The 21,824-nt window shown below is 65.4% G+C and carries 27 protein-coding genes and 1 tRNA gene; 13 read left to right on the plus strand and 15 right to left on the minus strand.

Annotated elements, in window-relative coordinates:
- The first annotated feature begins 25 nt into the window (after nt 1–25).
- A complete protein-coding gene (locus E5Z01_RS01930; protein WP_420810824.1) occupies nt 26–1,219 on the plus strand; it encodes a glutamate ligase domain-containing protein in 1,194 nt (397 codons plus the stop codon).
- A 51-nt stretch (nt 1,220–1,270) separates the two neighbouring features.
- A tRNA-Thr gene (locus tag E5Z01_RS01935) sits at nt 1,271–1,345 on the plus strand.
- 105 nt (nt 1,346–1,450) lie between these two features.
- Here E5Z01_RS01935 and E5Z01_RS01940 read toward each other — a convergent pair.
- From E5Z01_RS01940 to E5Z01_RS01945, 3 genes are all read right to left on the minus strand, one after another.
- The gene (locus E5Z01_RS01940) at nt 1,451–2,734 is read right to left on the minus strand and encodes a tyrosine-type recombinase/integrase (RefSeq protein WP_135227827.1); all 1,284 of its coding nucleotides are present in this window, start codon (nt 2,732–2,734) and stop codon (nt 1,451–1,453) included.
- Between the two features lie 1,374 nt (nt 2,735–4,108).
- Nucleotides 4,109–4,249: a hypothetical protein gene (locus tag E5Z01_RS19360; protein ID WP_167757717.1), complete on the minus strand. Its 141-nt coding sequence runs from the start codon at nt 4,247–4,249 to the stop codon at nt 4,109–4,111.
- On the minus strand, nt 4,246–4,560 hold the full coding sequence (locus tag E5Z01_RS01945; protein ID WP_167757718.1) for a helix-turn-helix domain-containing protein: 315 nt from the start codon (nt 4,558–4,560) through the stop codon (nt 4,246–4,248). The genes E5Z01_RS19360 and E5Z01_RS01945 overlap by 4 nt, the downstream gene beginning before the upstream one ends.
- A 194-nt stretch (nt 4,561–4,754) precedes the next feature.
- Here E5Z01_RS01945 and E5Z01_RS01950 point away from each other — a divergent pair, with 194 nt between their 5' ends.
- The 9 genes from E5Z01_RS01950 (at nt 4,755) to E5Z01_RS01990 (ending at nt 8,899) form a co-directional block, all read left to right on the plus strand.
- Entirely contained in the window at nt 4,755–5,204 is a 450-nt protein-coding gene (locus E5Z01_RS01950; protein WP_240738133.1) for a hypothetical protein, read from the plus strand.
- A gap of 70 nt (nt 5,205–5,274) precedes the next feature.
- Nucleotides 5,275–5,529 (plus strand): hypothetical protein, encoded by a 255-nt coding sequence (locus tag E5Z01_RS01955; RefSeq protein ID WP_135227828.1) that lies wholly within the window; start codon nt 5,275–5,277, stop codon nt 5,527–5,529.
- A 51-nt stretch (nt 5,530–5,580) separates the two neighbouring features.
- Entirely contained in the window at nt 5,581–5,982 is a 402-nt protein-coding gene (locus E5Z01_RS01960) for a hypothetical protein (protein ID WP_135227829.1), read from the plus strand.
- A 75-nt stretch (nt 5,983–6,057) separates the two neighbouring features.
- Nucleotides 6,058–6,270 (plus strand): hypothetical protein, encoded by a 213-nt coding sequence (locus tag E5Z01_RS01965; protein WP_135227830.1) that lies wholly within the window; start codon nt 6,058–6,060, stop codon nt 6,268–6,270.
- Entirely contained in the window at nt 6,267–6,983 is a 717-nt protein-coding gene (locus tag E5Z01_RS01970; protein WP_135227831.1) for a hypothetical protein, read from the plus strand. Before E5Z01_RS01965 ends, E5Z01_RS01970 begins: the two co-directional genes overlap by 4 nt.
- The gene (locus tag E5Z01_RS01975) at nt 6,980–7,378 is read left to right on the plus strand and encodes a hypothetical protein (RefSeq protein ID WP_135227832.1); all 399 of its coding nucleotides are present in this window, start codon (nt 6,980–6,982) and stop codon (nt 7,376–7,378) included. Before E5Z01_RS01970 ends, E5Z01_RS01975 begins: the two co-directional genes overlap by 4 nt.
- Nucleotides 7,375–7,905: a hypothetical protein gene (locus E5Z01_RS01980; RefSeq protein ID WP_135227833.1), complete on the plus strand. Its 531-nt coding sequence runs from the start codon at nt 7,375–7,377 to the stop codon at nt 7,903–7,905. Before E5Z01_RS01975 ends, E5Z01_RS01980 begins: the two co-directional genes overlap by 4 nt.
- Before the next feature lie 105 nt (nt 7,906–8,010).
- Nucleotides 8,011–8,607, plus strand: coding sequence for a hypothetical protein (locus E5Z01_RS01985; RefSeq protein WP_135227834.1), 597 nt, complete (start codon nt 8,011–8,013; stop codon nt 8,605–8,607).
- Between the two features lie 25 nt (nt 8,608–8,632).
- The gene (locus E5Z01_RS01990) at nt 8,633–8,899 is read left to right on the plus strand and encodes a hypothetical protein (RefSeq protein ID WP_135227835.1); all 267 of its coding nucleotides are present in this window, start codon (nt 8,633–8,635) and stop codon (nt 8,897–8,899) included.
- 76 nt (nt 8,900–8,975) lie between these two features.
- Here the strand turns inward: E5Z01_RS01990 and E5Z01_RS01995 are convergent, their stop codons facing one another.
- The 10 genes from E5Z01_RS01995 to E5Z01_RS02045 all read right to left on the minus strand — a co-directional run bounded on the left by E5Z01_RS01995 (nt 8,976) and on the right by E5Z01_RS02045 (nt 16,968).
- Nucleotides 8,976–9,335: a hypothetical protein gene (locus E5Z01_RS01995; protein ID WP_167757719.1), complete on the minus strand. Its 360-nt coding sequence runs from the start codon at nt 9,333–9,335 to the stop codon at nt 8,976–8,978.
- A gap of 130 nt (nt 9,336–9,465) precedes the next feature.
- Entirely contained in the window at nt 9,466–9,852 is a 387-nt protein-coding gene (locus E5Z01_RS02000) for a hypothetical protein (RefSeq protein ID WP_135227836.1), read from the minus strand.
- A gap of 86 nt (nt 9,853–9,938) precedes the next feature.
- The gene (locus E5Z01_RS02005; RefSeq protein ID WP_135227837.1) at nt 9,939–10,655 is read right to left on the minus strand and encodes a hypothetical protein; all 717 of its coding nucleotides are present in this window, start codon (nt 10,653–10,655) and stop codon (nt 9,939–9,941) included.
- A 563-nt stretch (nt 10,656–11,218) separates the two neighbouring features.
- Entirely contained in the window at nt 11,219–12,202 is a 984-nt protein-coding gene (locus tag E5Z01_RS02010; protein ID WP_135227838.1) for a hypothetical protein, read from the minus strand.
- Nucleotides 12,192–12,410 carry a hypothetical protein gene (locus E5Z01_RS02015; protein ID WP_135227839.1) on the minus strand — a complete coding sequence of 73 codons (219 nt, stop codon included), beginning with the start codon at nt 12,408–12,410 and terminating at the stop codon, nt 12,192–12,194. The genes E5Z01_RS02010 and E5Z01_RS02015 overlap by 11 nt, the downstream gene beginning before the upstream one ends.
- Nucleotides 12,400–12,645, minus strand: a complete 246-nt coding sequence (locus E5Z01_RS02020; RefSeq protein ID WP_135227840.1) for a hypothetical protein — start codon at nt 12,643–12,645, stop codon at nt 12,400–12,402. Before E5Z01_RS02020 ends, E5Z01_RS02015 begins: the two co-directional genes overlap by 11 nt.
- Entirely contained in the window at nt 12,642–12,893 is a 252-nt protein-coding gene (locus tag E5Z01_RS02025; protein ID WP_135227841.1) for a hypothetical protein, read from the minus strand. Before E5Z01_RS02025 ends, E5Z01_RS02020 begins: the two co-directional genes overlap by 4 nt.
- On the minus strand, nt 12,880–13,374 hold the full coding sequence (locus E5Z01_RS02030) for a hypothetical protein (protein ID WP_135227842.1): 495 nt from the start codon (nt 13,372–13,374) through the stop codon (nt 12,880–12,882). Before E5Z01_RS02030 ends, E5Z01_RS02025 begins: the two co-directional genes overlap by 14 nt.
- Nucleotides 13,371–16,046: a DUF3987 domain-containing protein gene (locus E5Z01_RS02035; RefSeq protein WP_135227843.1), complete on the minus strand. Its 2,676-nt coding sequence runs from the start codon at nt 16,044–16,046 to the stop codon at nt 13,371–13,373. Before E5Z01_RS02035 ends, E5Z01_RS02030 begins: the two co-directional genes overlap by 4 nt.
- Nucleotides 16,047–16,677: 631 nt before the next feature.
- Complete coding sequence (locus E5Z01_RS02045) at nt 16,678–16,968, minus strand: helix-turn-helix domain-containing protein (RefSeq protein ID WP_135227845.1); 291 nt, start codon at nt 16,966–16,968, stop codon at nt 16,678–16,680.
- 402 nt (nt 16,969–17,370) lie between these two features.
- Between E5Z01_RS02045 and E5Z01_RS19365 the strand changes: the two genes are divergently transcribed.
- Nucleotides 17,371–17,544, plus strand: a complete 174-nt coding sequence (locus E5Z01_RS19365) for a hypothetical protein (RefSeq protein WP_167757720.1) — start codon at nt 17,371–17,373, stop codon at nt 17,542–17,544.
- A gap of 834 nt (nt 17,545–18,378) precedes the next feature.
- On the opposite strand, the gene E5Z01_RS02050 is transcribed toward E5Z01_RS19365, so the two are convergent.
- Together E5Z01_RS02050 and E5Z01_RS02055 are read right to left on the minus strand one after the other, a co-directional pair.
- Complete coding sequence (locus E5Z01_RS02050) at nt 18,379–18,795, minus strand: VOC family protein (protein ID WP_135227846.1); 417 nt, start codon at nt 18,793–18,795, stop codon at nt 18,379–18,381.
- 320 nt (nt 18,796–19,115) lie between these two features.
- Nucleotides 19,116–20,384 (minus strand): M12 family metallopeptidase, encoded by a 1,269-nt coding sequence (locus E5Z01_RS02055; protein ID WP_135227847.1) that lies wholly within the window; start codon nt 20,382–20,384, stop codon nt 19,116–19,118.
- A 348-nt stretch (nt 20,385–20,732) separates the two neighbouring features.
- On the opposite strand from E5Z01_RS02055, the gene E5Z01_RS02060 reads away from it, so the two are divergent.
- Entirely contained in the window at nt 20,733–21,752 is a 1,020-nt protein-coding gene (locus E5Z01_RS02060; RefSeq protein ID WP_135227848.1) for an LLM class flavin-dependent oxidoreductase, read from the plus strand.
- Nucleotides 21,753–21,824 lie beyond the last annotated feature (72 nt).

Here is a 21,824-nt window from a genome sequence, read left to right on the forward strand (position 1 = left end):
GCGCACACCCGGCAATCTTGCTACCTTGAGGGGCGTGCCTGACGCTTCCCTTCCCGATTACGACTGGTTGTTCTCGCGTACCCGCGCGGGCCGTGGGCGTGGCCCACAGGGAGCGCGGGCCCTGCTGGACAGTTTGGGCACACCGGACGGGAAGTTCCAGTCCATTCGCGTAATCGGCACGAACGGCAAGGGCAGCACCTGCGCCATGCTGGAGGCGGGTCTGCTGGCGACCGGCGTGCGCGTGGGGCGGTTCACCAGCCCGCACCTGCACGAGTACGAGGAGCGCATCCGCGTGAACGGCGTGAACCTCGACCCTTCCCGCACAGCGCACTTCATCGGGTGGGCCAAAGAGCATGCGCCGGACGCGGCTTTCTTCGACCTGACGCTGGCCCTCGCCAGCCAGGTGTTCGCGGAAGAAGGTGTGGACATAGCTGTCATGGAAGCCGGGGTGGGCGGCGTGTCGGACGCCACGCAGGCCCTCCGGAACGTGGTTGCAGTGAGCCTCACCAACGTCGACCTGGATCATATGGGCGTGCTGGGGCACACCGTCCAGGACATTGCCACCGACAAAGCCGGGGCTGCGTTACCCGGTGTGCCGTTCTTGACCACGGCCACGGGGGAGGGCCTGAGCGCCGTGCAGCGTGAAGCGCAGAGACGCGGCGTGACCGTGCTGACCCCCGCCACGCATCCGACGCTTTTTCAACTTCCTTACCTGCCCAGCCTGACCGGGCCGCACCAGCAGTCCAACGCCGCGCTGGCCGCCGCCACCCTCCGCACCCTGGGCTACGCCAGTGGAATCGAAGCGGCCCTGGGCGCCACGCACCCCGCCCGCCTTGAACGCTTTGAAATCGGTGGAAAAACTGTCCTGATCGACGGTGCCCATAACCCCCACGCGGCCCGCGCTCTGGCCGCAGCGGTGCCTCAGGCCGACGTACTGCTGTTCGGCAACCTGGCCCGCAAGGACACCGCTGCCACCCTGGCCCCCCTGCTGGCCCTGGCGGGTCAGTATGTGTTCACGGCCCCAGGTGACCTGGCCACACCTCCTGCCGACCTGGCCACCACGCATGGCGGACTGTGCGTTCCCCGGCCCGACGACGCCCTGAAGACCGCCCTGATGCTCACCCCGGCAGGCGGCACCCTGCTGGTGACCGGCAGCCTGTACCTGGCCGGAACCGTGCGGGCCGCCCTTCAGCACGGTTTGACAACGCCCCCCGCATAGCTTATTTTTATCCCTGCGCTTCCTGCTCACGCGAAAGTGCCGCCTGCAAAGGCCGATGTAGCTCAGTGGTAGAGCAACTGATTCGTAATCAGTAGGTCGTCAGTTCGACTCTGACCCTCGGCTCCAATAAAAACCCCCGCCCAGCGCGGGGGTTCTGTTTTGCCTCTCGACCATCTGACCCCAGCGCGGGGCGGGATTTGCAAACACTTTGCAAACCGCCCCCGCCCCGCCTCACTTTGCCCGCCTGGGTTTGCTAGGCAGCGCTGGGGGGGCAGCCTGGGCCGGTCGAGCGGTCGCCCGCCGCGCCTTGACCGTGACCCGCTTTACCTCGCGGGGGGCCTGGGGCACCGGGTCAAACGTCAGGCCCTCGCGCTCAACGTCGTACACGTGCCGGTAAACGTCACGGGTCACGCTCGCGTTACTGTGCCCTAACTGAGCGCTGAGCACCTCGACCGGCACACCCCGCGCTGCCATGAGTGAAGCGTAGGAGTGCCTGAGCTTATGCGGTGAGAGTTTAGTCACCCCCACCGCCTCGCACAGCCGCCCCATAGGTCGCCTGAGATTGTCAGGCCGCCAGCCCGTACCTGCCCGCGAGGTGAACACATAGTCAGTGACCGTGTACGCTCGCCCGTTGTGCCTGAGCCGCGCCTGACTCTCGCGCTCTTGCTGGGCCCTCGAATCCCTGAGCACCTGGGCAGCGCTGCCCGTCACCGTGACGGTGCGCTCACCGCTCGCGGTCTTAGGGGTGTCCTCGTAGACCGTGCCGCCCATCACGCCCCGCGTGCTCTCGATCTTCACCACCGCTGAGCCGTCAGGCTTAAAGGTCACACTCGACCATTTCAGGCCCAGGGCCTCACCGGGCCGCGTACCGGTCGCCAGCATGAACGCCAGAGGCCACCCCCAGCGGTCGAGCCGTGCCGCCTCATAAAACTTCACCGCCTCATCTGGGGTGAACGCCTTAGGTCGAGCGGGGCCCCGCGTGGTCAGGCGTTCCGGGCGACCGCTCAGCGTAGGGTCATACTCGACCCGGTTCTGTCTGAGCCCCCAGCGGTACGCGGCCCGCAGCAGGGCGTACACCTTGCCCCGCGTGCGCTCGCCGGTCGCGCCCTCGCCCAGCCCGTCGAAATACTCCCGCAGTCTCGCGGGGGTGACTTTCTGGGCCCTCAGGGGCCCCAGACTGGGCGCTATGTAATGCCCCAGCGAGTAGCGGTAATCAAACGCGGTGCGCTGCTTGATGCCGTTTGACCGCTCGCGGGCCTCGATGTACTCCGTAATGAGCTGCTCGACCGTCAGGGCCTCTTTAGGGGGCAGGTCGCCCCGCAGCGCGTACCGCCTCGCCTCAGTCACCGCAGCGCGGGCGGCGGTCATGTTCTGGGCGGTGCCGCTAAATGACCTGGGCTCACCCGCCTCTGACGTGACATGAACGCGCCACCTCACGCGACCGTCAGGCAGCCGCGTATAACTGCCCTCGCCCTGCCCCCTCTTTGCCCGTTTGCCCTGCCCAGTTGCCGCCATGCCCCCCAGCGTACCGCCTGAACTGGGCAGCGCTGGGGGTGAGGTGCTGGGTAGGTTGCTGAGTAGCGAGTAGGTTTCAGGGGGTTTTAGGGGGGTGTTTTCTATAAGGCATTTTTTAGATATATATATATATTTATATATGTAGTCCTAGACGGCGTTTTGACCATTTTACCCGCGAGGGTAAAAAGCACACACACACTAGGGCGAAATAAAACCCCTGAAACCTAACGGCTACTCAATCACCCCTCTGGGACGGCAAAAAACAGTAGAAGTTATGGGTAAAAACCGACTCGACCGCTACCCCCTAAAACCTAACGGCTACTCCTACTCACTCAGCGGGTCGAGGCACCCCCCAGCGCTGCCCCAGCATGAGCAGATCAGGGGGGCGGCGGCAGCAGGCAGAACGAAATTATTTCGTTGGTTTTCCCCCGTCAGCCCCGTGCGCACACGGGCGCAGTGTGCCCTCTGCAAATTTGCAGACCCCTCCTGTAGTCAGCCCCACGCGCACACGGGCGCAACCTGGGTTGACGTGCGGAAATTATTTCCGTACGTGGCAGCCCCACGCGCACACGGGCGCGACACGTTGGCGAAATTATTTCGCCAACGTTATGCCCCCAGCCCCACGCGCACGCGGGCGTGACCGGAATCAAACGGAAATTATTTCCACTTGTTCCGTCAGCCCCACGCGCACACGGGCGGCAGGCAAAACGAAATTATTTCGTTTAACCTCCCAGCGCTGCCCCAGCCTGAGCAGGTCAGGGGGGCGGGCCATGCCAGAAAATGCCAGAACAAAACGCCCAGCCCGCCCCGCACGGCGCGGGGTTCAGACTTCAAATCCAACCCCCGCCCCTGGGCACCTTTACCCCTGGGGGGCGTGTTCCTGTACCTGTAGCCTCTCGATTTTTCACCGCCCAGCCTGGGGCCGCGTGAGGGCCTGAAAGTTTCAGATTCTGAAACTCGCCCAGCTTTTCACCACTGCCGGTAGGAAGTCCCTTACACCTGGGCACGTCAGTCAGTGACGCGGCGGGGCGGGGCCCTGGGCGTCAGGCGGTGACGGGGGGGGCTAAGTCAGGCTTACCCCGTCACCGCCCAGGCGCTCGACGAAAACCCCTATAGAGCGGGGGGGGGTGTAAGCGTGCTGAGCCGCTTAGAGCCTCGCCCATACGCTAAAAACCTGGGCCAAACCTGACAACTTAGACACCTAAAAAAGAGGGGAAAACCTAACGAATCCTAACGCCCAGGTGCTCGCGGTCATTTTCGTAAGGTCACGAAAAACGCCCCCAGCCGGTCGAGGTGCTGGGGGTTCAGGTTTGCCGTTCACTTATAACGGCTTTAAGTGAAGTGCTGAGGGTTCAGGGCGTCAGGGGGCCGCGTTTAGAAGTCCACCCAGGCCCGCACAAACAGCACCGCCGCACTACCCGCGAGGCTCCACGCGGGCCAGCCTACCCAGTCGAGCAGCAGCACCGCCGCGAGCGCGAGCAGCACCGCCGCCCAGAATGAACGGGGCCGCCTCACCCCTGCCCCCCAGCGCTGCCCCCGTCACCCTGGGGCGTGGCCCCGCTGCCCGCCTGGGTGCTCAGGGCCTCGCGTACCGCCGCGCTCACCCGCTGGGTTATCTCGCGCTCTAACGCGCTGGGGTCACTGGGCAGCGTCACCGGCCCGCCCGTGACTGACTCGACCGGCACCGCGACCAACGCGAGGCCCAGCGCGTCGAGCATGGCGGCCCATGCTGGGGGAATAGTACCGCCGCCCTCAGCACCGTTTAGGGCCCGCGTGACCGCCTGGGGCCTTAAACCGGTCGCCCTCGCCAGATCAGCGCGGCTCATGTGTTTTTCGTGTAGTCGAGCGTTCACAGCCGCTCTCACCGCGTCATTCATAGCCATAACCTTAACACTTTTTGGGTTCTGAACTCTATTCATGTTGACAGTATACCCATAATCTGTTACTATTCAAACAGCAGAAAACGCGGCCCCCCTGAGAAAGTGACCGCGCTCTGACTCCCCCAGCTAGGAGAATCACCGTGCAAGATACCGCCCCCAGCAGCACCACCCCCCGCGCTCTGTTCCGTGCATGGCAGGCCCGCGTGACTTACCGCGAGTGCGGCACCGTCACCGACGTTCAGACCTACACCGTCACCATGAGCCGCACCGCCCAGGGGTTTACCGCGACTCTGAACGGTCGCCCCGCTGACGTGCTCGCCGCCGCCCGCATCCTCAGCAGCGCCCAGAGTGAAAACGCCCTGACCGTCACCGCTGAGATTCTCGACGACACCACCCCCGCCGCCCGCGTTATCGGTAAAGCTGCCGCCCATGACCTTCACCGCGAGCTGGGCCGCCTGGGGTACCGCGACCACTACACCACCGCCGCTGAGGTGCTGGGCGTGCCGGTCGCCAGCCTCGCCGCCCTCACCGCTGAGCAGGCTCAGACGGTGCGCTCCTACGCTTACGGCAACTGGGGCCTGAGCGCTTAAAGGTGCTGGGCGGGGCGTTTTCTGTGACAGAAACACCCCGCCGCACTTCTCACAATCTGAGAACCTGACCATGACCACACCCAGCGCTGCCCCGTACCGCCTGACGCACGGCTCACCCCTCAGTGACGCCCAGGCCGCCCAGCTCATCACCCGCACCGCCCAGGGCGAGGCCCTGAACTTTGCCCCGGTCAAGCACGGGCACCGCTGGGTGCTCGCGCACCTCGCGACCCTCACCGCCGCCCAGCGTGCCGACTTTGCCCGCCGCGTGCTGCTCGCCGGTCAGTTGCTCGACCTGGGCCGCGTGCCCGCCCAGATAAGTGCCTGACCCGCTGGGGGTCGCGTTTTAAACGGCACCCCCAGCACCGGAGAAAACACCATGAAACACACCGCCGCATTTACCGCCGCCCGTGACGCGCTCGCGCAAATCCTCGCCCGCCCTGAGGTGCTGAATAACCCTCAAGACCTTCAGACGGTCGAGCAGACTCTAGACGCCCTCGACCGGGCGGGGTGCCACGTTATCCAGGGCGAGCATACCGACCTGCCCGCCCCGCCTGACCCTGACCTGTTTCACATCCTGCCCGCCGCCCGTGACGTGCTGGGCACCTACGCACACCGCGAGCTGCCCGCCTGGGGCAGCGCTGAGTGTGCCCAGTTGCTCGCCCCGCTCTGCTACGCAACCCAGGCCCTAGAGCTGCTCGTTACCCTTCACGCCCTGGGTGCTGAGGGTGAGGGCCACCCGGCCCCGCTGGGCACCCTCGACCACACCCCCAGCAACTAACCCCGCTCGACCTGGGGGCACCGTTAGCAACACTAACAGCGCTGCCCCCCTCGACCACCGCCCAGAGGTCACACCATGAAATACACCCGCAAAGAGGCCCAGGACACCGCGACCGGGCTAGAAGGCATAAAGAAACTTCTCGACCTCAATGACCCGCACCTGAACGCCGCCATTCAGGAAGCTCAGCAGGCCGCGAAAACCCCCAGTAGCACCCTCAGGGATACCCACATGGCCCGCGTGGTCGAGCACGTGAGCGCCTGGGCAGACCGGCAGGGGGGCACCCCATGACCACGCAAGAAACGCCCGCCCTGACTGACCGCACCTTGCCCGCCCCCTGGGTCGCGTGCGAGGTGTGCAGCTCGACCGTGCCCGCCCTGCCTGACCTCGACGGCTCGCCCCGCTGCCCCAAATGCGCCCAGACTGAACGCCTGACCACCGCCGCTTATGACCACCTCGCCCAGTTGCTCGCCCCCGCGCTGGGGGCCTGGGGCAACCACTACGCGGCCCAGGGCATGACCCGCGCCCAGCTTTTCACCGCGCTCGACATCTGGGCAGGTCTGGGCCTGAGTGACCGCGCCCAGGGCGATCAGCTCGCCGCCCTACTTACTGACGCTATGCAGGAACACACCCCGCCCGTGTTCACCCCCGCCCCGCCTGACCGCGTGCAGCTCGACGCCCGCACCGTGCCCCAGGTGCTCAGTTTCACCCTCGACCACGCCCAGCCCCAGGCAGACGGGGCGGGCCGCATTGACCGCCGCTTATCCTTCACCGTGCGAGGCTCAGACGGCTCAGTGAGTAACTGGGGCGGCCTGTACCCAGGGTGTGACGTGCTGCTCATGCTGAACGCTGACCCCGCGACCGCTGACGCGCTGCTCATTTACACCGGTATCCACGGGCAGACTGACCCCGTAGGGCATGAGGCCCTGAGGGTGCCCGCTGAGCTCTTGCCCCAGGTGCGGGCCGCGCTGGGTTACACCTTCACCGCTGGGGGTGCCCAGTGAGCCGCAAACATCACGGCACACCGGGCCGCCGCTCGCCCCGCGCCCTCATTCCTGGGGCGGTCAGCCTCGCGGCGGTGCACGTCATCCCCGGCGACCTGACCGCGACCGGTCGCCCCGCCCTCACTCTGGCCTGCTACACCACCCGGCACACCGTCACCCTCGCTCATATCCCCAGCGGGGCGACCTGGGGCCTCACCTACCCCCCAGCGCTGCCCAATACCCAGGATGAGCGCGAGGGCCTCACGCTCGCCCGCCTGGGCGGTGCCCGCCTCACCATCGAGCATGACGGTAAACGCCAGGTGCTCGACGTGCCCGCCGTGCGAATCCTGAGAGAATTAGTCGAGGCCCTGGGCACGTATGACGGGCACCCCGTCGAGCTGGGGCGGCCCGCATGACCACCGCCTCACCCGTTCTTATCGCGGTCACGGTCGAGTCTGACCATGTGACCTTCACCCCCAGCAGCGGCCCAGAATTGAAATTACCTAAACCGGTGCGGTTCAGTCTCGACGCTGACACCCCCGCCCCCGCCGCCCTCACTCAGCCCATCACGCTCTCAATCTGGGCAGGTAAACCCCGCGAGTCTGCGCGACTCGCTTATATCGCGGTCGAGCCTTACACCCCAGAGGGTCAGGCCGCACTTATGGCCCTGGGATACGCGGGGCCGTTCCCGGTGCCTGACGGGGCAAACCTGGGCGGTTACAGTCACGGCACCGCCCTGACTGAGCATGAGGCCCTCACCCTCGCGGGGTTGCCTGACTTCCCTGAACACTGGGTTATCTGCCCGTGCGAGTCAGGCGGGGCACCGTTCACGCTGCTCTGGGGCAACGCTGCCAGTGATGAGCAACTAGAGCGGTCGAGCACCTGGGCGACCACCACCGCCGCGAGCCTCAGGGCCTCAGACACCCCCAGGGGGTCAGCGTGAAAGGCCCCAGCCGCCCCCGCCCGATCACTCGACCCTCACCGGCCCCCAGGCCAGCACCCCGCCCGCTCAAACTCTTGCCCTTCACCACCCGCAGAGGTTCACGCCATGACTGACCAACTCGACGCCCTGAAACAAATGACTGACGCCCAGGCCGCCCAGGTGCGAGCCGTCATGCTCGAATCTGGGCAACTGCCCCCGCCCGCTCACTTGCCCACCCTGAGCGCTGCCCAGATGCCCGCGAGCCTCGACGCCCTGAGGGACGCCCTGAGCGGTAACGCTATGGCCTGGGGGCAGCGTGCCCCGGACGGCTCAGCCCTCGCGCATTTCGCTCATGGCCTGCTCTACGCGGGGGTCATGCTGAACAGTTGCCGCACCCTCGACCCCGCACCACATAACGCCCTCGCGGTGTTCACCACCTGGGCCGCCGGGTTTGCCCGTGACGTGCTCGACCAGGCAGGGGTGAGTGAGGGCGTGATAGATGAGGCCCTAGAGTCGCCCGTACTCTCGCCCCAGTTGCTCGCGGCCCTGCCTGACAACATGGCACGCGGGGCGGCGGGGGCAGCGCTGGGTGTGTTCTGTGCCGCTGCTCACTCCTACACTTACCTTGACCCTGACCACGTGATGACCCTCTTGGCCCTCGCAGGGCGTGAGGTCGCGGGGCCTGACTTCATGCCCAGCAAGGGCGAGGGCCTGAGGGCCTGACCCCTCGACGAAAGGAGAAAATGCCATGACTGACCCGGAAAACACACCCTTCACCCAGAACACCGCCCAGCGGGTCGAGGCCGCCGCCATAAAGGGCGGTGTACTGAGCGTGAACCTGGGCACGCTCGACCACCCCCAGATGGTCGCGGTCATTATCCGACCGGACAAAATGCGCGAGGTGCTGGGCGTGCTGGGCATCGAGTCACCCGCGCACCTGACCGCCCAGGACGGTGAGCATGAAGTGATTCAGTTTCCCCGCATCCCAGACTTTGACCCGGCCCGCCGCCGCTGACCACACCCAGCGCTGCCAAACACTCGACGAAAACACCCCGCCTCGACCTGGGCGGGGTTTGTCATATCTGACATTTTTAGAGCCTCGACGTATTCCAGGCCCGCATAAGCCACCCCTCAGACAATCCCAGGGCCTCGCCCAGCGTGACCGGCTCAGGGGGCGTGAGCGCGTCCCGCTTGACCTTCCAGGGCGGTGTGAGCAGCCCAGCGACCTCAGGCAGACACCACACCCGCGAGCCGTAAGAATCGAACCCCAGGCAGAACACGCGGCCCTGGGCGTGTAACCGCCTGAGGGCCCGCCGCGTGCTGACCTCATCTGAGTGTGTCCAGTTGTGCGGCCCGTACACTTCCGCCGCGAGTTCTCGCGTGTTCAGCCTGACCCGCTGCCCCAGGGCCGCGAGCACCCCGCGCATAACTCGACCATCCCCCCTCGACATGCCTTTAAGTGTTTCACAAACTGGAAAACACGCCCAGCGGTGAAACACTTAAGGGCCCTGGGGGTAGGGGGCGGCCCCACCCCTTAAACGCCGTTTAACTGTCGCCGTGTACATTTCCCCGGCCTATGGCTCATTCACCGCTGCCCCCCGCTGGGCGGGCCGCTCGCTGCTCAGCACTCAGGGGGTAACGCGAGCTATTGAACAGCCGCACCATGCAGGCCAGCCGCCCGTGCCCGTACTGCTCGACGAACCACGCCGCGCCCTCACCGGTCGCCCAGGGTGCCGCGTACCGGTCGCGCTCAGCCGCGAGACACCACACCCGCTCATTCCCCAGCGTGAACCCCAGGCAGGCGACCACGCCCCGCCGCGTCAGCGCCCGGAGTGCTCGCCGGGTCGAGCCTAACGCCGCCTCACTGCTGCCCAGCACCGCCGCGCTGAGTTCTGGGGTGCTCGCCCGCCCATACCGCCCCAGTACCTCGATACATTCCCGCATGACCCGCCCCGGCCCCCGGCTCATACCCTGGGCCGCCTGAGACAGTCACCGCACCAAACCACCCGCAGCGCTGCCCAGGTGACAGAACACTTAACCGCGCTCAGCATGGCTTATTCCTCACTTCCCGGCATGGGTAAACCCAGGCCCTTAAATATGCGCGTGTAAGCGTTTATCAGCACCCGGTTAGCTTTGTGCCGCGTCAGCCATGACCGCGACCGGTAAAACCCTGAGGGGTTGCCCCTGAACCTACGCTCACCGGTTACAGCGGTCGCCCAGTCAGGCGTGCCCCGCCGCTGCCTGCTTTCATCGGTCAGGCCCAGGCAGTCACGGCACCCCATCACATACTGACCCCTGGGCAGAACGCCCCCCCTGCCATAAGGGGCCGCGTACAGCACCCCGCACCGCCGCGAGCACCTGGGGCACGTCAGCCACACCCGCACCCCGCGAGCGTCAGGGGCACCGGTCGCGCTCAGTTGCAGGCCAAACACCGCCCCCCGCCCCGGTGACGGCTCGACCGGTTCACGTTTGCTGAACAGGTTGACGGCACCGCTGGGGGCGTCCCAGTGAACACCACCCAGGGCCTTCACCACCTGGGGCACCGTGACCGGCTCAGGTTGCCCCGCGCTGAGGTGCTGGGCGTATTCCCTGAGGGCCTGGGCGACCTTCACCGCGTCGAGCCTCAGGCACTCGTGCACGCATACCCGCGTGAAGTAAGTCCGGCCCGTGTTCCGCTTCGTGTACTGATGCACGCAGGGCGGCCCCTCGCCCCTGAGTACCTTCAGGGTGAACGGGTCGCCTTTGCGCTCATATCCTCGACCGGTCGCCATATGCTCAGGATAAGGCCCCGCGCAACATTCCCCCAGGATGGCCAGACAGCCGCGCAACTTAAAACACTTTGGATCCAAGTCTGACCCTGCTACAGTTGCTCGAACAACGGCAGCGCTGCCCAGGCTCAGGCGACCATGACCGGGCCAATTACTCGCCCGTTTGCCGTCACTTTGGGGAAAAATGCGGAAAGTTCAGGGGAGAAAACAGGGGAAAACACACCCAGCGCTGCCCAGAATGTCACCAAACCGGCACCAAACCGGGCAAACTTTCAGGCAGGGCATAAAAAATGCACTCCCCTCTATCACCACCCTTAGAGCCGCACCCAGACAGCAGAAACACCCCGCGAGGGTGAGGCAGGGTATTTATATAGGCGGAATCTCCCAGCCTCTCGGCATTGTCTCAGGCCGCTCAGCGTTCAGTTATTACCATTCCCAGGGCGGGGCCTGAGTTTTTTCACCGCCCCGTGCTCGCGTGGTCGAGGTGCTGGGCAAGAGAAAACCCCAGGCGGTGAGGGCCTGGGGCAGCGCTGGGTGTACCAACTGACAGTTAAAGCGGCGTTTGGTTACTCGCTGGGCCCGTCGAGCACCACCCGCACCGGCCCCGGTGACTCTTTACCCTCACGCCCCAGGCGGGCCGCTTCCAGGTCATGCAGGGCCCGGTAAAGTACCCGTTCCAAATGGGCCTCGTAACGGGTAATTTTTTCGAGCTGCTCAGCAGGGGGCAGCGCTGCCAGCGCGAGCGCGTCACGTTCCGCCGCCTGAGCCTCGCGGTATGCCTCGCGCATCTGGGCCGCTTTCCTGCTTTCTTTCTCAGCGAGTAGTTCAAGCCGCACCCCTGCCCGGTCGCCCCAGAGGGCTCGCGCATAGTCGAGCATCCCCGGCAGGTCGCTGGGGGTAAATTCCCAGTCTGACTCTTGTAACTGCTCGACCTCTGAGCGTTTGGGCGTGCGGCCCAGCATGGCCCGCGCTAAGTTGCGCTCCGAATAGGCACGGTGCGTCTTATCGCCCAGGGCCGCAAAGAGAATCCACCCCAGGCCCGCCGCGTCGTTTTCGTCGAGCCCCCCAGCGCTGCCCCCCTGAGCCCAGCGGGTCAGGTGTGCCGCGTTCCGGTCGCGTTCCTGGGCCTCATCCTCGACTTGCTGGGCGTCCCTGAGCTGCTCAGGGGTCATGTACCCGATCAGGTCAGACAGGCGAGCATACGCGGCGGTGACGTACTGGGCGGGGCCATAGGTTGCCCCCTCGCTGATTTTCTCCAGGGCGGCCCGCCTGAGGTTGCCCGCCTGGGCCTGCTCATACCGCGCCACCCGGTCGAGTCGCCAGAGGGCGAGCGCGGCCCGGTCTGCTAGTCGCTGCTCTAGGTAATTCTGGGCACCGGTCGCGGCCCGTACTTGCTGGGCGTGCTGGGCGTACCCCTCGCGCTCACCCGGCGGGATATGTTCAGCAGTCAGGCCATGCGTCACCCCGTTCAGCGCTCGCCGGTCAGGCTCAGGGGGTAACACCTCGACCACCTGGGCCGCGTCAGTTTGCTTTGTAATTTCAGTATTCATACGCTGAGCCTCTCTTTTCCTGGGTGACTCGCTCTAGTTTCTTCACTGCCCGGTCGAGTTGCTGGGCGGTGTGTTGCATGGCGGCCCGCCTGAGTTGCTCGCGCCGCTCAGGGGTGCGGGCGTGTAAGGCCATGACTTCCAGGCGGCCCGCGTGCCCCAGCACCGCCCAGAGCACGGGGTCAAACTGGGCAGGGCGTTTAGTTTTCATGCTGGGCACCGTCGAGCACCTGGGCGAGCACCGCCCGCCCCGCGTCAGTCAGGCGGCCCGCTGGGGTGACGTACCCGGCAAGAATCAGCGCGTCAGTCTGGGGAGCGCTGGGGGGGCGGTTCTCCAGCCTGAGGGCCTGGGCGAGCAGGCCGCCCGCTGCCACCCCGTACCCCTGGGCCGCGAGCGCGAGCGCATACACCCGCAGCAGCGCCGCCGCGAGGTCATGGCCCCTCATGCCTGACCCCCAGCGCTGCCCAGGTGACGGGCGACCGCTGCCCGCGCCGCCTGCCAGCCGGTCGCGGTGAGCCTGCCCTGAGCGTCGAGACACCCCAGGCCCTCAGCGGTAATCCGGGCGGTGTTTTTCATGCGGCCCCTGGGGGCGTGCTCGCGTACAAATGCGTTCAGGTGCTCGACGGTCTGACCCTCGACCGTGCCCGCGTACACATCGAGCACCGCCCAGGTGACGGGGTTAATTCTGTTCATCAGTCCACCTCAGTACGTCATACGCCTGCCCCAGCCGGTCGAGAATGTGGGCAGGGTCGCGGGGCCAGCACTCGCCCCAGGCGAGCACATACCCGTTTAAGTCCATGACCAACCCGCCCGCCAGCAGGTGAACGCCGCCCGGTAGCTCGCCCCGCTGGGCGTGCTCGACCATGCGGGCGAGGTGCTGGGGCAACCCCGCGAGCGTCAGGGGCCTGGGGGCCTCGACCTCAGGCGGTGCGCTGGGTGTGGCCTGGGGTCTGGGCGGGGTGCTGGGCCTGGGTTTGGGGGGCACCCTCACGGGCCGCTCAGCAGGCGGTGAGCTGGGGGGCGGTACAGGTCGCGGCGGTCGAGGTGCGGGCAGCGGTGCCGGTGTGACCTCGACCACCTGGGCGACCTGGGCAGCGCTGGGTGTGGATGAATCTACCCCAGCCTGGGCACGGGCGGCCCTGAGGCGGTCGAGTGCCGGTGAGCTAAACGTCATGCGCTCACCTCATCCTCTGCCCCGTCGAGGGCCGTTAAAGCGTCAGGGTGTACCCGTAGGGTTTTGACCGGTCGCCCGCCTGACTTGCCGCCGCTGGGTGTGCTGACCTCGACCCGTACCGCGCCGCAGTCAGTGAGCACCTTTAGAGCCGCGTCGAGCCTGGGGCCGTTCATGCCCTCGCGCAGCTCAGCGAGCACGCGGCGGGCATCTGCGATTTTCTGACCGTCGAGCACGCGGCCCCGCTCAATGGCCCTGAGCACGGTGCGGGCGTCGAGCACGTCACGGCGGCGGCCCTCGCGCCAGAGTTTTTTAGCGTGCGTGGTCAGGTAATCACACCACGCCCAGGCGAGCGCGGCGGATTCCTCACCCACCTGGGCGGGGTGAGGGTGCGCCGCGACCCCCAGCGCTGCCACGTCGAGCGCGTGAAAGATCAGGGCGAGCCGCGCAAACGTGCCCGGTTGTTTGCCCAGGTGAGCGCGGTAAGCCTCGCCTTTACTGAGGTCGCGCACCTGGGCCGCGTGCTCGACTTCCCAGGCGTCGTACACCGCCTGGGCCTCTGGGGTGTACCTGAGCGGGGCGGGCGACCCGCTGGGGTACGTGCTGCCCAGCCCCTCAGGGGTCAGGGTGCCCAGGTCGCTCAGCAGGGCCGCCGCCGCCTCGCGTAAGTCTGGGCTGACCTGCTCGCGCTGGGCCGCCTGATTGAACGCGGGCAGGGTATCAGGCCAGATAAGCACCTGAAAGCGTTGTAAGAGCCCGTCACCGGCCCCGTGCTGGGCGTCGAGCACCTCAGCGAGCGGGCCCGGTTGGATGCTGCCCAGCACCCCGGCACACATCAGGGGAATGTGTACGGTGCCGCGTGTGAGCCGGTCAAACGTATATGACCCGGTGCCGTTTGCCGCTTCCAGGTAAAACGCCCGCTCCTGCTCGCGGCCCGCCTTCTCAAACCCGGCGAGCCACCCGCTCAGCTCATCACGTACCACCGTGACGCCCTGGGGGTTATCCCGCATGATCTCGCCCAGTTTCTCTACGGTTGGGTCATTCACCACATACCGCAGCGGTTTAAGGGCCTGCTCAGCCGCGCTCAGGGCCTCGCGTGCCTGGGTCAGTTCATCATCTGAGGGCATCTCAGGCGGTTTAGGGCCGCCCTTCAGGGCCCGTTTAAGTTGATTTTCCAGGGCGTCGAGCTGGGCCGCTGCTTTCACCCGGTCGGTTTCCAGGCCCGCCCGCTCAGCGTCGAGCCGTTCAAACTCGACCCGCTGGGCGTGGTTCAGGGGGGCGGCCCCGACTGTGACCGCGTGCGTTTTTCGGATGCTGGGCGGGCCGCACACCGCGCCCCAGAGGTTAGCGGGCAGCGCTGGGGCGTTCAGGGTGTTCCTGAGGTTGACGGTCGCGCTGAGCATCCCACCGGCCCCCACCAACACGGGGCCCGCGAGCATCTCTAAGGGCAACCCAGCGGCCCGCGCCTCTGCCTGTATCCACTCACTCAGCGGTGCCGGTAAGAGCTCGACGGGCAGCGGCGGCACCGGTTCAGTCAGGGCGGGCAGGGGCGTGACCTCGCCCCAGTTCACCGGGGGCAGGTCAGCAGCGGGGCGGGGCGTGCTGGGGGCCTGGGTGCCCTCAGCGCTGCCCCGCTGAGGTTCAGGCAACCCCAGCCGCCGCGCTGCTTTCTTCACCACCTCGCGGCGCTGCTCAGGGGTCGCGGTGTACAGGTCTACCTCGTGCTCTAGGAGTGCCCAGACCGCGAAAGCGTCACGGGGTAAACGGTCGCCCAGCGGGTCGGCGGTGTGCCAGCTCATGACCACCTCAGCCCCCCTGGGGGTACGCTCGCGCCTGAGTCTCACCCCCGCCTGCCCGCTGCTCGACCCTGGGTAAAGCCAGGGGCCGCGCTGGGGGCCCTTATACCCCGCCTCGCCCAGCACCTCAGCGAGTGAATAGGCCCCGTTGAACTGATCTATGACTGAGCCGCCCTCAGCGCTGCCACCGCCCAGCCGTTTCAGGTCGCGCTCGCTGGGGGCGGTCACTTCGTCGAGGTCTAAGGGTGCCCAGGGGCACGCGGCCCGCATAACCGGCTCTAGGGCCTGCCAGTGTTCCCAGAGTCTCAGCAGCTCAGGGGGCGGTTCTGGTAGGTCAGCGAGCGAGTCAGGCACCGGGCCTACCCAGGTGTAAGGCTTGCCGGTGTCTGGGTGGATGCTGGGCGGCATCACATCCTGAACGGGGCCGCCGCGCAGCTCGAAAATAGTCACGCCCTTGACTCGACCGCCTGGGCCTTTCTTGCCGCTGGGGTCAGGCCACGCAAGAGAGACGTTTTTCAGGCTCAGGCCATGCGGCACCCGGTAGAGCGGTTTTTCACCCCGCCGCCCCCTGACCTTGTAAGGGTTACTCGCCATGAGCTCGCCCAGGTCAATGCCCACCGCCTTAAACGCGAGCGCGGCCCCGTCATGGTCGAGGTCGAGCGCGGCGGTCTGACTTTCACTGTGCAGCAACCCCACACCGGCCCCAGGGTGAGCGGTCAGGTATTCACGGGCAGCGCTGGGTGAGGTTATCCACTGGGCGGGGTCAGAGTTCCAGCCGGTCGCCCTGGGGCCTTTGGTGCCTTTGGGTACACCTACCAGGGTTGCCCAGCTTGCGAGCTGCTCAGCCTGGGCGATACGGTCAAGGGTCGCGGCGGTCATGATTGACCCCCAGCGGTGCCGGTCAAGTGTGCGCCCTGGGCGTGTAGCTCGCTGATACGGTCGAGCATGGCGCTCAGCAGGCGGCCCAGTTCGTCGAGGGCCCGCCCTTCACCGGTCGCCCGCAGCGCTGCCCGCTCGCGCTCTAGGTACGCTTCCAGGCTCGCCGCGTACTCGCACAGCCCCGCGTACTCGCGCCCAGGGTCAGGCGTGAACGGGATAACGGGCAGCGGCCCGCCCTGACTGACCGAGCGGTCAATAGAAACCGTCCCTCCTAAAACCTCTGGGCTACTCGCCTCTACTCGCTGGGGCAGCGTGAGCGGTTTATGCCCGCTGGGTGCAGTTTTTCCCAGTTCAGGGGGTAGGGTGCTCGACTGAGTAGCGAGTAGAACTGAGGTTATAGGGGGGTTTTGGGGGGGTGCCGATTCTACTAAAACCTCCCCATTTTTTTCTACTGTTTTTGCCGTGCTAGACGGCGTTTTAGTAGAACCGGGTGAGTAGGAAATAGGTTTTAGGGGTTTTAGGGGACGTTTTAGGAATACGAAAATGCACGCGGCCCCGTTCGCGGTCACTTCGTTTAGACTCTGGGTAAGCCCGTCAGCCTGCCCCAGCCCCGCCGCCCAGCGGGGCCCTTTCATTTGCCCTCGCTGCTCTGGGCGGTGCGGGCCGCCGCTCGCCATGCGTCGAGGTTTGCGCGGGGGATACGGTACAGGGGCCGCGCTGGGGTGCCGTAATTCTCAGCGACCAACCGCCCCGCGTGAATCTCTGCCCTGATTTTTGCAGGGCTCACGCGCATATGTGCCGCCGCTTCTACCACGTCGTACACGGTGAGCGCGTCGAGTTGCTGGGGGGTGAGGTCTGTACGCTGACGTTTACCGACCCGCTGGGGGGGTGCGGTCAGGGGGTTAATGTTGCTCGCGGTCATGGGTTTACCTGCCTGTAAGTGCCGCCCAGGGTGCCCCGCGTGAAGTCAGCAGGGCAGCGCTAGGGGTAAGTGCCTGGGGGGTGCGCTCAAGCCAGAAGCGAGCGCTGCCAGCACTTACAGGGCAGGGGGGGCGAGGGGTGCCGCTGGGGGTATGGCTCGACTGTAGAGCGGCCTGGGGGCACGGCGGGGGGGCCGCTGACAGGTCGCCGAGCGCGATTCTTCGCGAGATAGCGAGGTCAGCAGAGGTAATGAGAGTTCTAGTGAACGCAGTTGTGAGCGTCTCGATAGTCTTCGAGGGTGCGAGTCACCACCTATAGAGCGCAAAAAACGCCTATATCTCAGCGCTATGAACTCGCGGTAACGGGCCGCCAAGTGTACCCCACTCCCTCGATAGGTACGCTTTTGACCGTTAACGTTATTCACCCCCAGCGCTGCCCCCTCGACCGCCTGGGCGGGGTCAGTCTGGGCACGTTTGCCCGCGAGCATGGCCCAGAGGCCAGCCTGATACACCCCGGCCCCGCGCATGACCGCCTGAGCGTAGTACACCGCTCGCTGACGCTGCCCCGCAAGTGTTAGGCCCTGCCCTGGGGCAACCCTGCCCACATCTACATGGGGCAGCTCAGGGGCCAGCACGTCAGGCCCTCGCACAATGACCCGGTGCGGCTGAACGTGCTCACCACTGGGCACACTGAACGGCAGCGGGGCCCCGGTTGCTCGACGGGCACCCAGGAACGCCCAGAGGCCCCAGCGGTACACCCCGGCCCCGCGCATCACAGCGCGGCGGTAATGCCTCAGTTCATAAGCGCGGGGGGTAATGCTCAGCGACCCGTCAGCGCTCACGGTGCCCTCTGCCACCTTGCACGGTCCCGCCCAGGGCGTGAGCCGCTCGACCCGTTTGCCGTTTGCATCTACCCCTATGTACTTAATTTGCCGCCGCTCATAGATGCTCACCGCCGCGCCATAACCCCCGGTATTTAACCGTGAGGTGACAGCAGGGGGGCGGGGGGTGCTCATGTGTGCAGTGTACTCGCCCAGACATTTTTAGTGAAGGGCGTATCATTCCGTTACAAACCGGTTGCAAACGCACCGCCTTAAATTACCGTCACCGCTTAGAACTGGGCGTAACGTAGAAAACGGAATCATGCCCGCTAGAGCGGTAAAACTGCGCTAAGTGAGTGCCCAGCGTTTACCCCGTGAAACTTCCGCGCATTGTGTTCGTAATCAGTAGGTCGTCAGTTCGACTCTGACCCTCGGCTCCAATAAAAAGCCCCGCCTGGTGCGGGGTTTTCGCCTTTCCGGAGTAACTGCCTGATTCATCAAGTCGTGAATCCACAGATGGCACATTCACCCCACCTCGTAAGTGTCTTAAATAGAACGGACAAGCGTTGGCTGTGGCAATGACGCGCGGCGTCAGGGACGGTCGGTGATCTGCTGGACAGACCAGCTGTTTCCATCAGGGTCTTTCAGGTGCATGAAGCCCACATTGTTCAGGTCGTCGTCCGCCTGCGCGGGGCGCTGCGCCCCTGAACGGTCGAACACCTGAATGTCCGAAACGGGAACCTGGCCCCCGGTCAGCTCAGCATGGGCCGCCCGCAGATCACGGACGACCAGCTGTAGTCCCCGCAGCGAGCCAGCAGGCATGGAGGTCAAACCCTGGCCAAGCTGAATGGAACAGCCAGAACCGAGTGGGGTCAACTGCACCACCCGGAAGGTTTCTCCCCAGCGGTGGTCGAAGTCAAGGTGAAAGCCCAGGCCCTGCTCATAGAACACTTTGGCCTGATCGATATCAGAGACCGGAACGACGACCACTTCAAGCGTCCAGTTCATTGGTAGACACCTCCAGTTCGATTTTGACAGCCCTGCCTGATGGTCGGCGGCAACTCCGGCCCCCAGGTTTCGCCGTATTTCGCTCGGGTGACCTGGGAGAGATAGTCGAGTGGCTGCCTCGACCGCCGGAGCGATGTTTAGGCCCGTCCGATTGAAAGCGATGGCCGGAGGTTGAATATGCACTTTACCGGCCTCTGCACTGTCCGGCCAGCCGAAGCTGATACGGGTTTCGCGGTGGAACTTTGGCGAAACCCCTACTTTATTCCTTGTGGTGATTGAAGTCTCTTTTCAATAGGCTTCAATCGGGCTGTTTATTACTTTTACTTGGTGGCGTTCAGGGTGTAGCTGCCGCTGCCGCTGTAGCTCTTGACGGCCCAGCGGTAGATGCCGGCGGTCTGGCTGGTTTCGATGTATTCGCTGGCGCTGGGGCTGTCGCGCTTGGCCATGGTGTACCAGTTGCCGTCGGAGTACTTCTGCATGAGGTACAGGTCGAAATCGGCGCCACTGGGGCCGGTCAGCGTGGCCTTCAGGGTGCCGCCGTACCAGTTGAAGCCGCCGGAGGGATGCACGGCGGAGCCGCCGCTGGCGAGCGTGCCGGTGTACGTGACGGCCCCGGTGGGGGGCGGGGGATCGGTCGGGTCGGTGGTGCCGCTGTTGGGGTAGATGGCACGCAGGGCGGACATGTCGCCGGTGCTCAGCTTGCTGCCCCTACCGAGGTTCGCGGGGTTGCCCTGGTAGGGGCCGGCGGGGGTCTTGGCGTAGGCGTAGGGGGCGCCGTAGTTCATGATCGAGTCGTAGTCGTAGTTGCCGTACTGGTAGCGGGTGCACAGGCGGCCAAAGTTGGTGGTATCGGTGCCGCCGACTGTGACGTAGCTGTCGCGGTCGCAGCGCTGGTGTTCATGGTGCAGACCGGCGGCGTGGCCCATCTCGTGGATGACGGTGCCGGTGTTGAAGCACCCGATAGTGAGGGGTTGGGTGCCGCCGATCATGCCGACGTAGGAGGAGCCGCAGGCGCCAGAGCCGCCGTTGACGAACTGCACCTTGTTGTAGGGCGTGGTATTCCATTGCCATTTCACGGCGTCGCCAATCTGCTGGTTCCAGAGGCTGATGGCGCTGTTCAGGACGCTGACCTGGCTGCTGGTGAAGGTGGTGTTGTTCCAGAAATAAGGAATGGTCTTGCCCCAGTTGGCACGGCCGGCAGCAAATTCCGATAAGCCCTGGCCGTTGATGGTACCGCCACTGCGGGCCAGCCCGTCGATGATTTTGACCGCGCTGTCGGAGTGGCCCAGGATCATGTCGCCGTCGAGCACGACGTGACCGTCGGTGTTGGCGTAAGTGACGGCCTTGCCGTTGGGCAGAATGACGCGCACGATCTTCTCGGTGCTCAGGCGCGCGCGCAGGTCGGCGCTCAGGGAGGCCAGCGGCGTTTTGCGCAGGTCGACGCTCAGGTCGGGGGTCTGACGCTCCAGGTTGGCCGGGCTGTGAATCGGGGTGAACACATCGCCGGAATCCGCGTGATGATCGGGCTGCTGGCTGCAACTGGCGAGGGCAAGGGTTACGGCAACGAGGGCAAGGACTTGTTTTTTCATGAGGTCTCCTGGTAGAGGCAGGTTTCCTGGACTTCTTCACATGAGCTTTTATGTGAAGAAGCACCTGCTTTTCTTAACACTGTGACAGGTAAGGTTCTTGTAAGATAAACGATTAAACCTCCAATTTTATTTAGGTCAGGACATTTGTCCAGGGTAAGGGGACACGGTGGTCAACATCAGTGCTGCACCGACACCAACGCGGCCAGGAAAGTCAAATCCAGTGCCTATGGTCTGTCCGCTCTTTTCGGTCTCCTCAAGCGTCCTCACTTCATGAGGGCCACCCGGCTGAAACCCTTTTTGGTGAACTGAACCGCCTTTGGAACCTGTGCTCTGGAGCACACTGCCGTTATGGCTCTGCCTCTTTCCGTCCTTGACCTGCTGCCCATTCCTTCCGGCTCGGACGCGCCGGGCGCCCTGCAAGACGCCCTGAGTCTGGTGCGGCACGCCGAACACCTGGGCTACTCGCGTTACTGGGTGGCCGAGCACCACAACATGCTGGGGCTGGCGTCCAGCGTGCCACTCGCGGTGCTGGCAGCGGCGTCTCAGGTCACCAGCACCATTCGGCTGGGTTCCGGCGGCGTGATGCTGCCGAACCACGCACCCCTCAGTGTGGCCGAGGGGTACAAACTGCTCTCGGCCCTCGCGCCGGGCCGCGTCGATCTGGGCCTGGGCCGCGCGCCGGGCACGGACGGACGCACCGCGCACGCCCTGCGGGGCAACGCGGGTCTGATGGAAGAACCCTTCGAGCGGCAGGTCGCGGAACTGGTGGCCTTTGGCACCGGGCACTATCCTGCCGGACATCCCTTTGCCGGGATCATTGCCGCGCCGGAAGGGCCGGGCCTCTTTCCGCCGCTGTGGATGCTGAGCAGCAGCGGATACGGGTCGCACGTCGCCGCGCAGCTGGGGGCGGGGCTGGCGTTCGCGTGGCATATCAACCCCGACACCACCCAGGCCCGCATGGCCGCCGAGACGTATCGCCGCAACTTCCAGCCCTCGGCGGACTTTCCGCAGCCCAAAGTAATGGTGGCGGCGAACGTCCTGTGCGCCGATACCCCGGAGGAGGCCGACGAACTGACCCGGCCTTTCGGCCTGATGTTTTTGCGGCTGCGGCTGGGAACCGTCGGCCAGTACCCCAGCGTACAGGAAGCCAGAGATTACCCGTACACTCCGCAGGAACAGGCGGTGGCCGACGCGGCCCGCGCGCGGGTTATCGCGGGAACGCCCGAGGTGGTCACGGAACGCCTGCGCACACTGGCCCGTGACGTGAACGCCGACGAACTCATTCTCTCCACCATGACGCACGACCAGCAGGCCCGCAAACGCAGTTACGAACTCATCAAGGGAGCCTGGGACGAGCCGCGCCAGTAAAACCCTTCACTGGTGTGTTTTGGCCCAACGCTAACTTTCCGGCGTCCTGCTTCCTGGCCGTTTTACCCTGGG

Origin of the sequence: Deinococcus fonticola (genome assembly GCF_004634215.1) — a bacterium.
GTDB lineage: Bacteria > Deinococcota > Deinococci > Deinococcales > Deinococcaceae > Deinococcus > Deinococcus fonticola.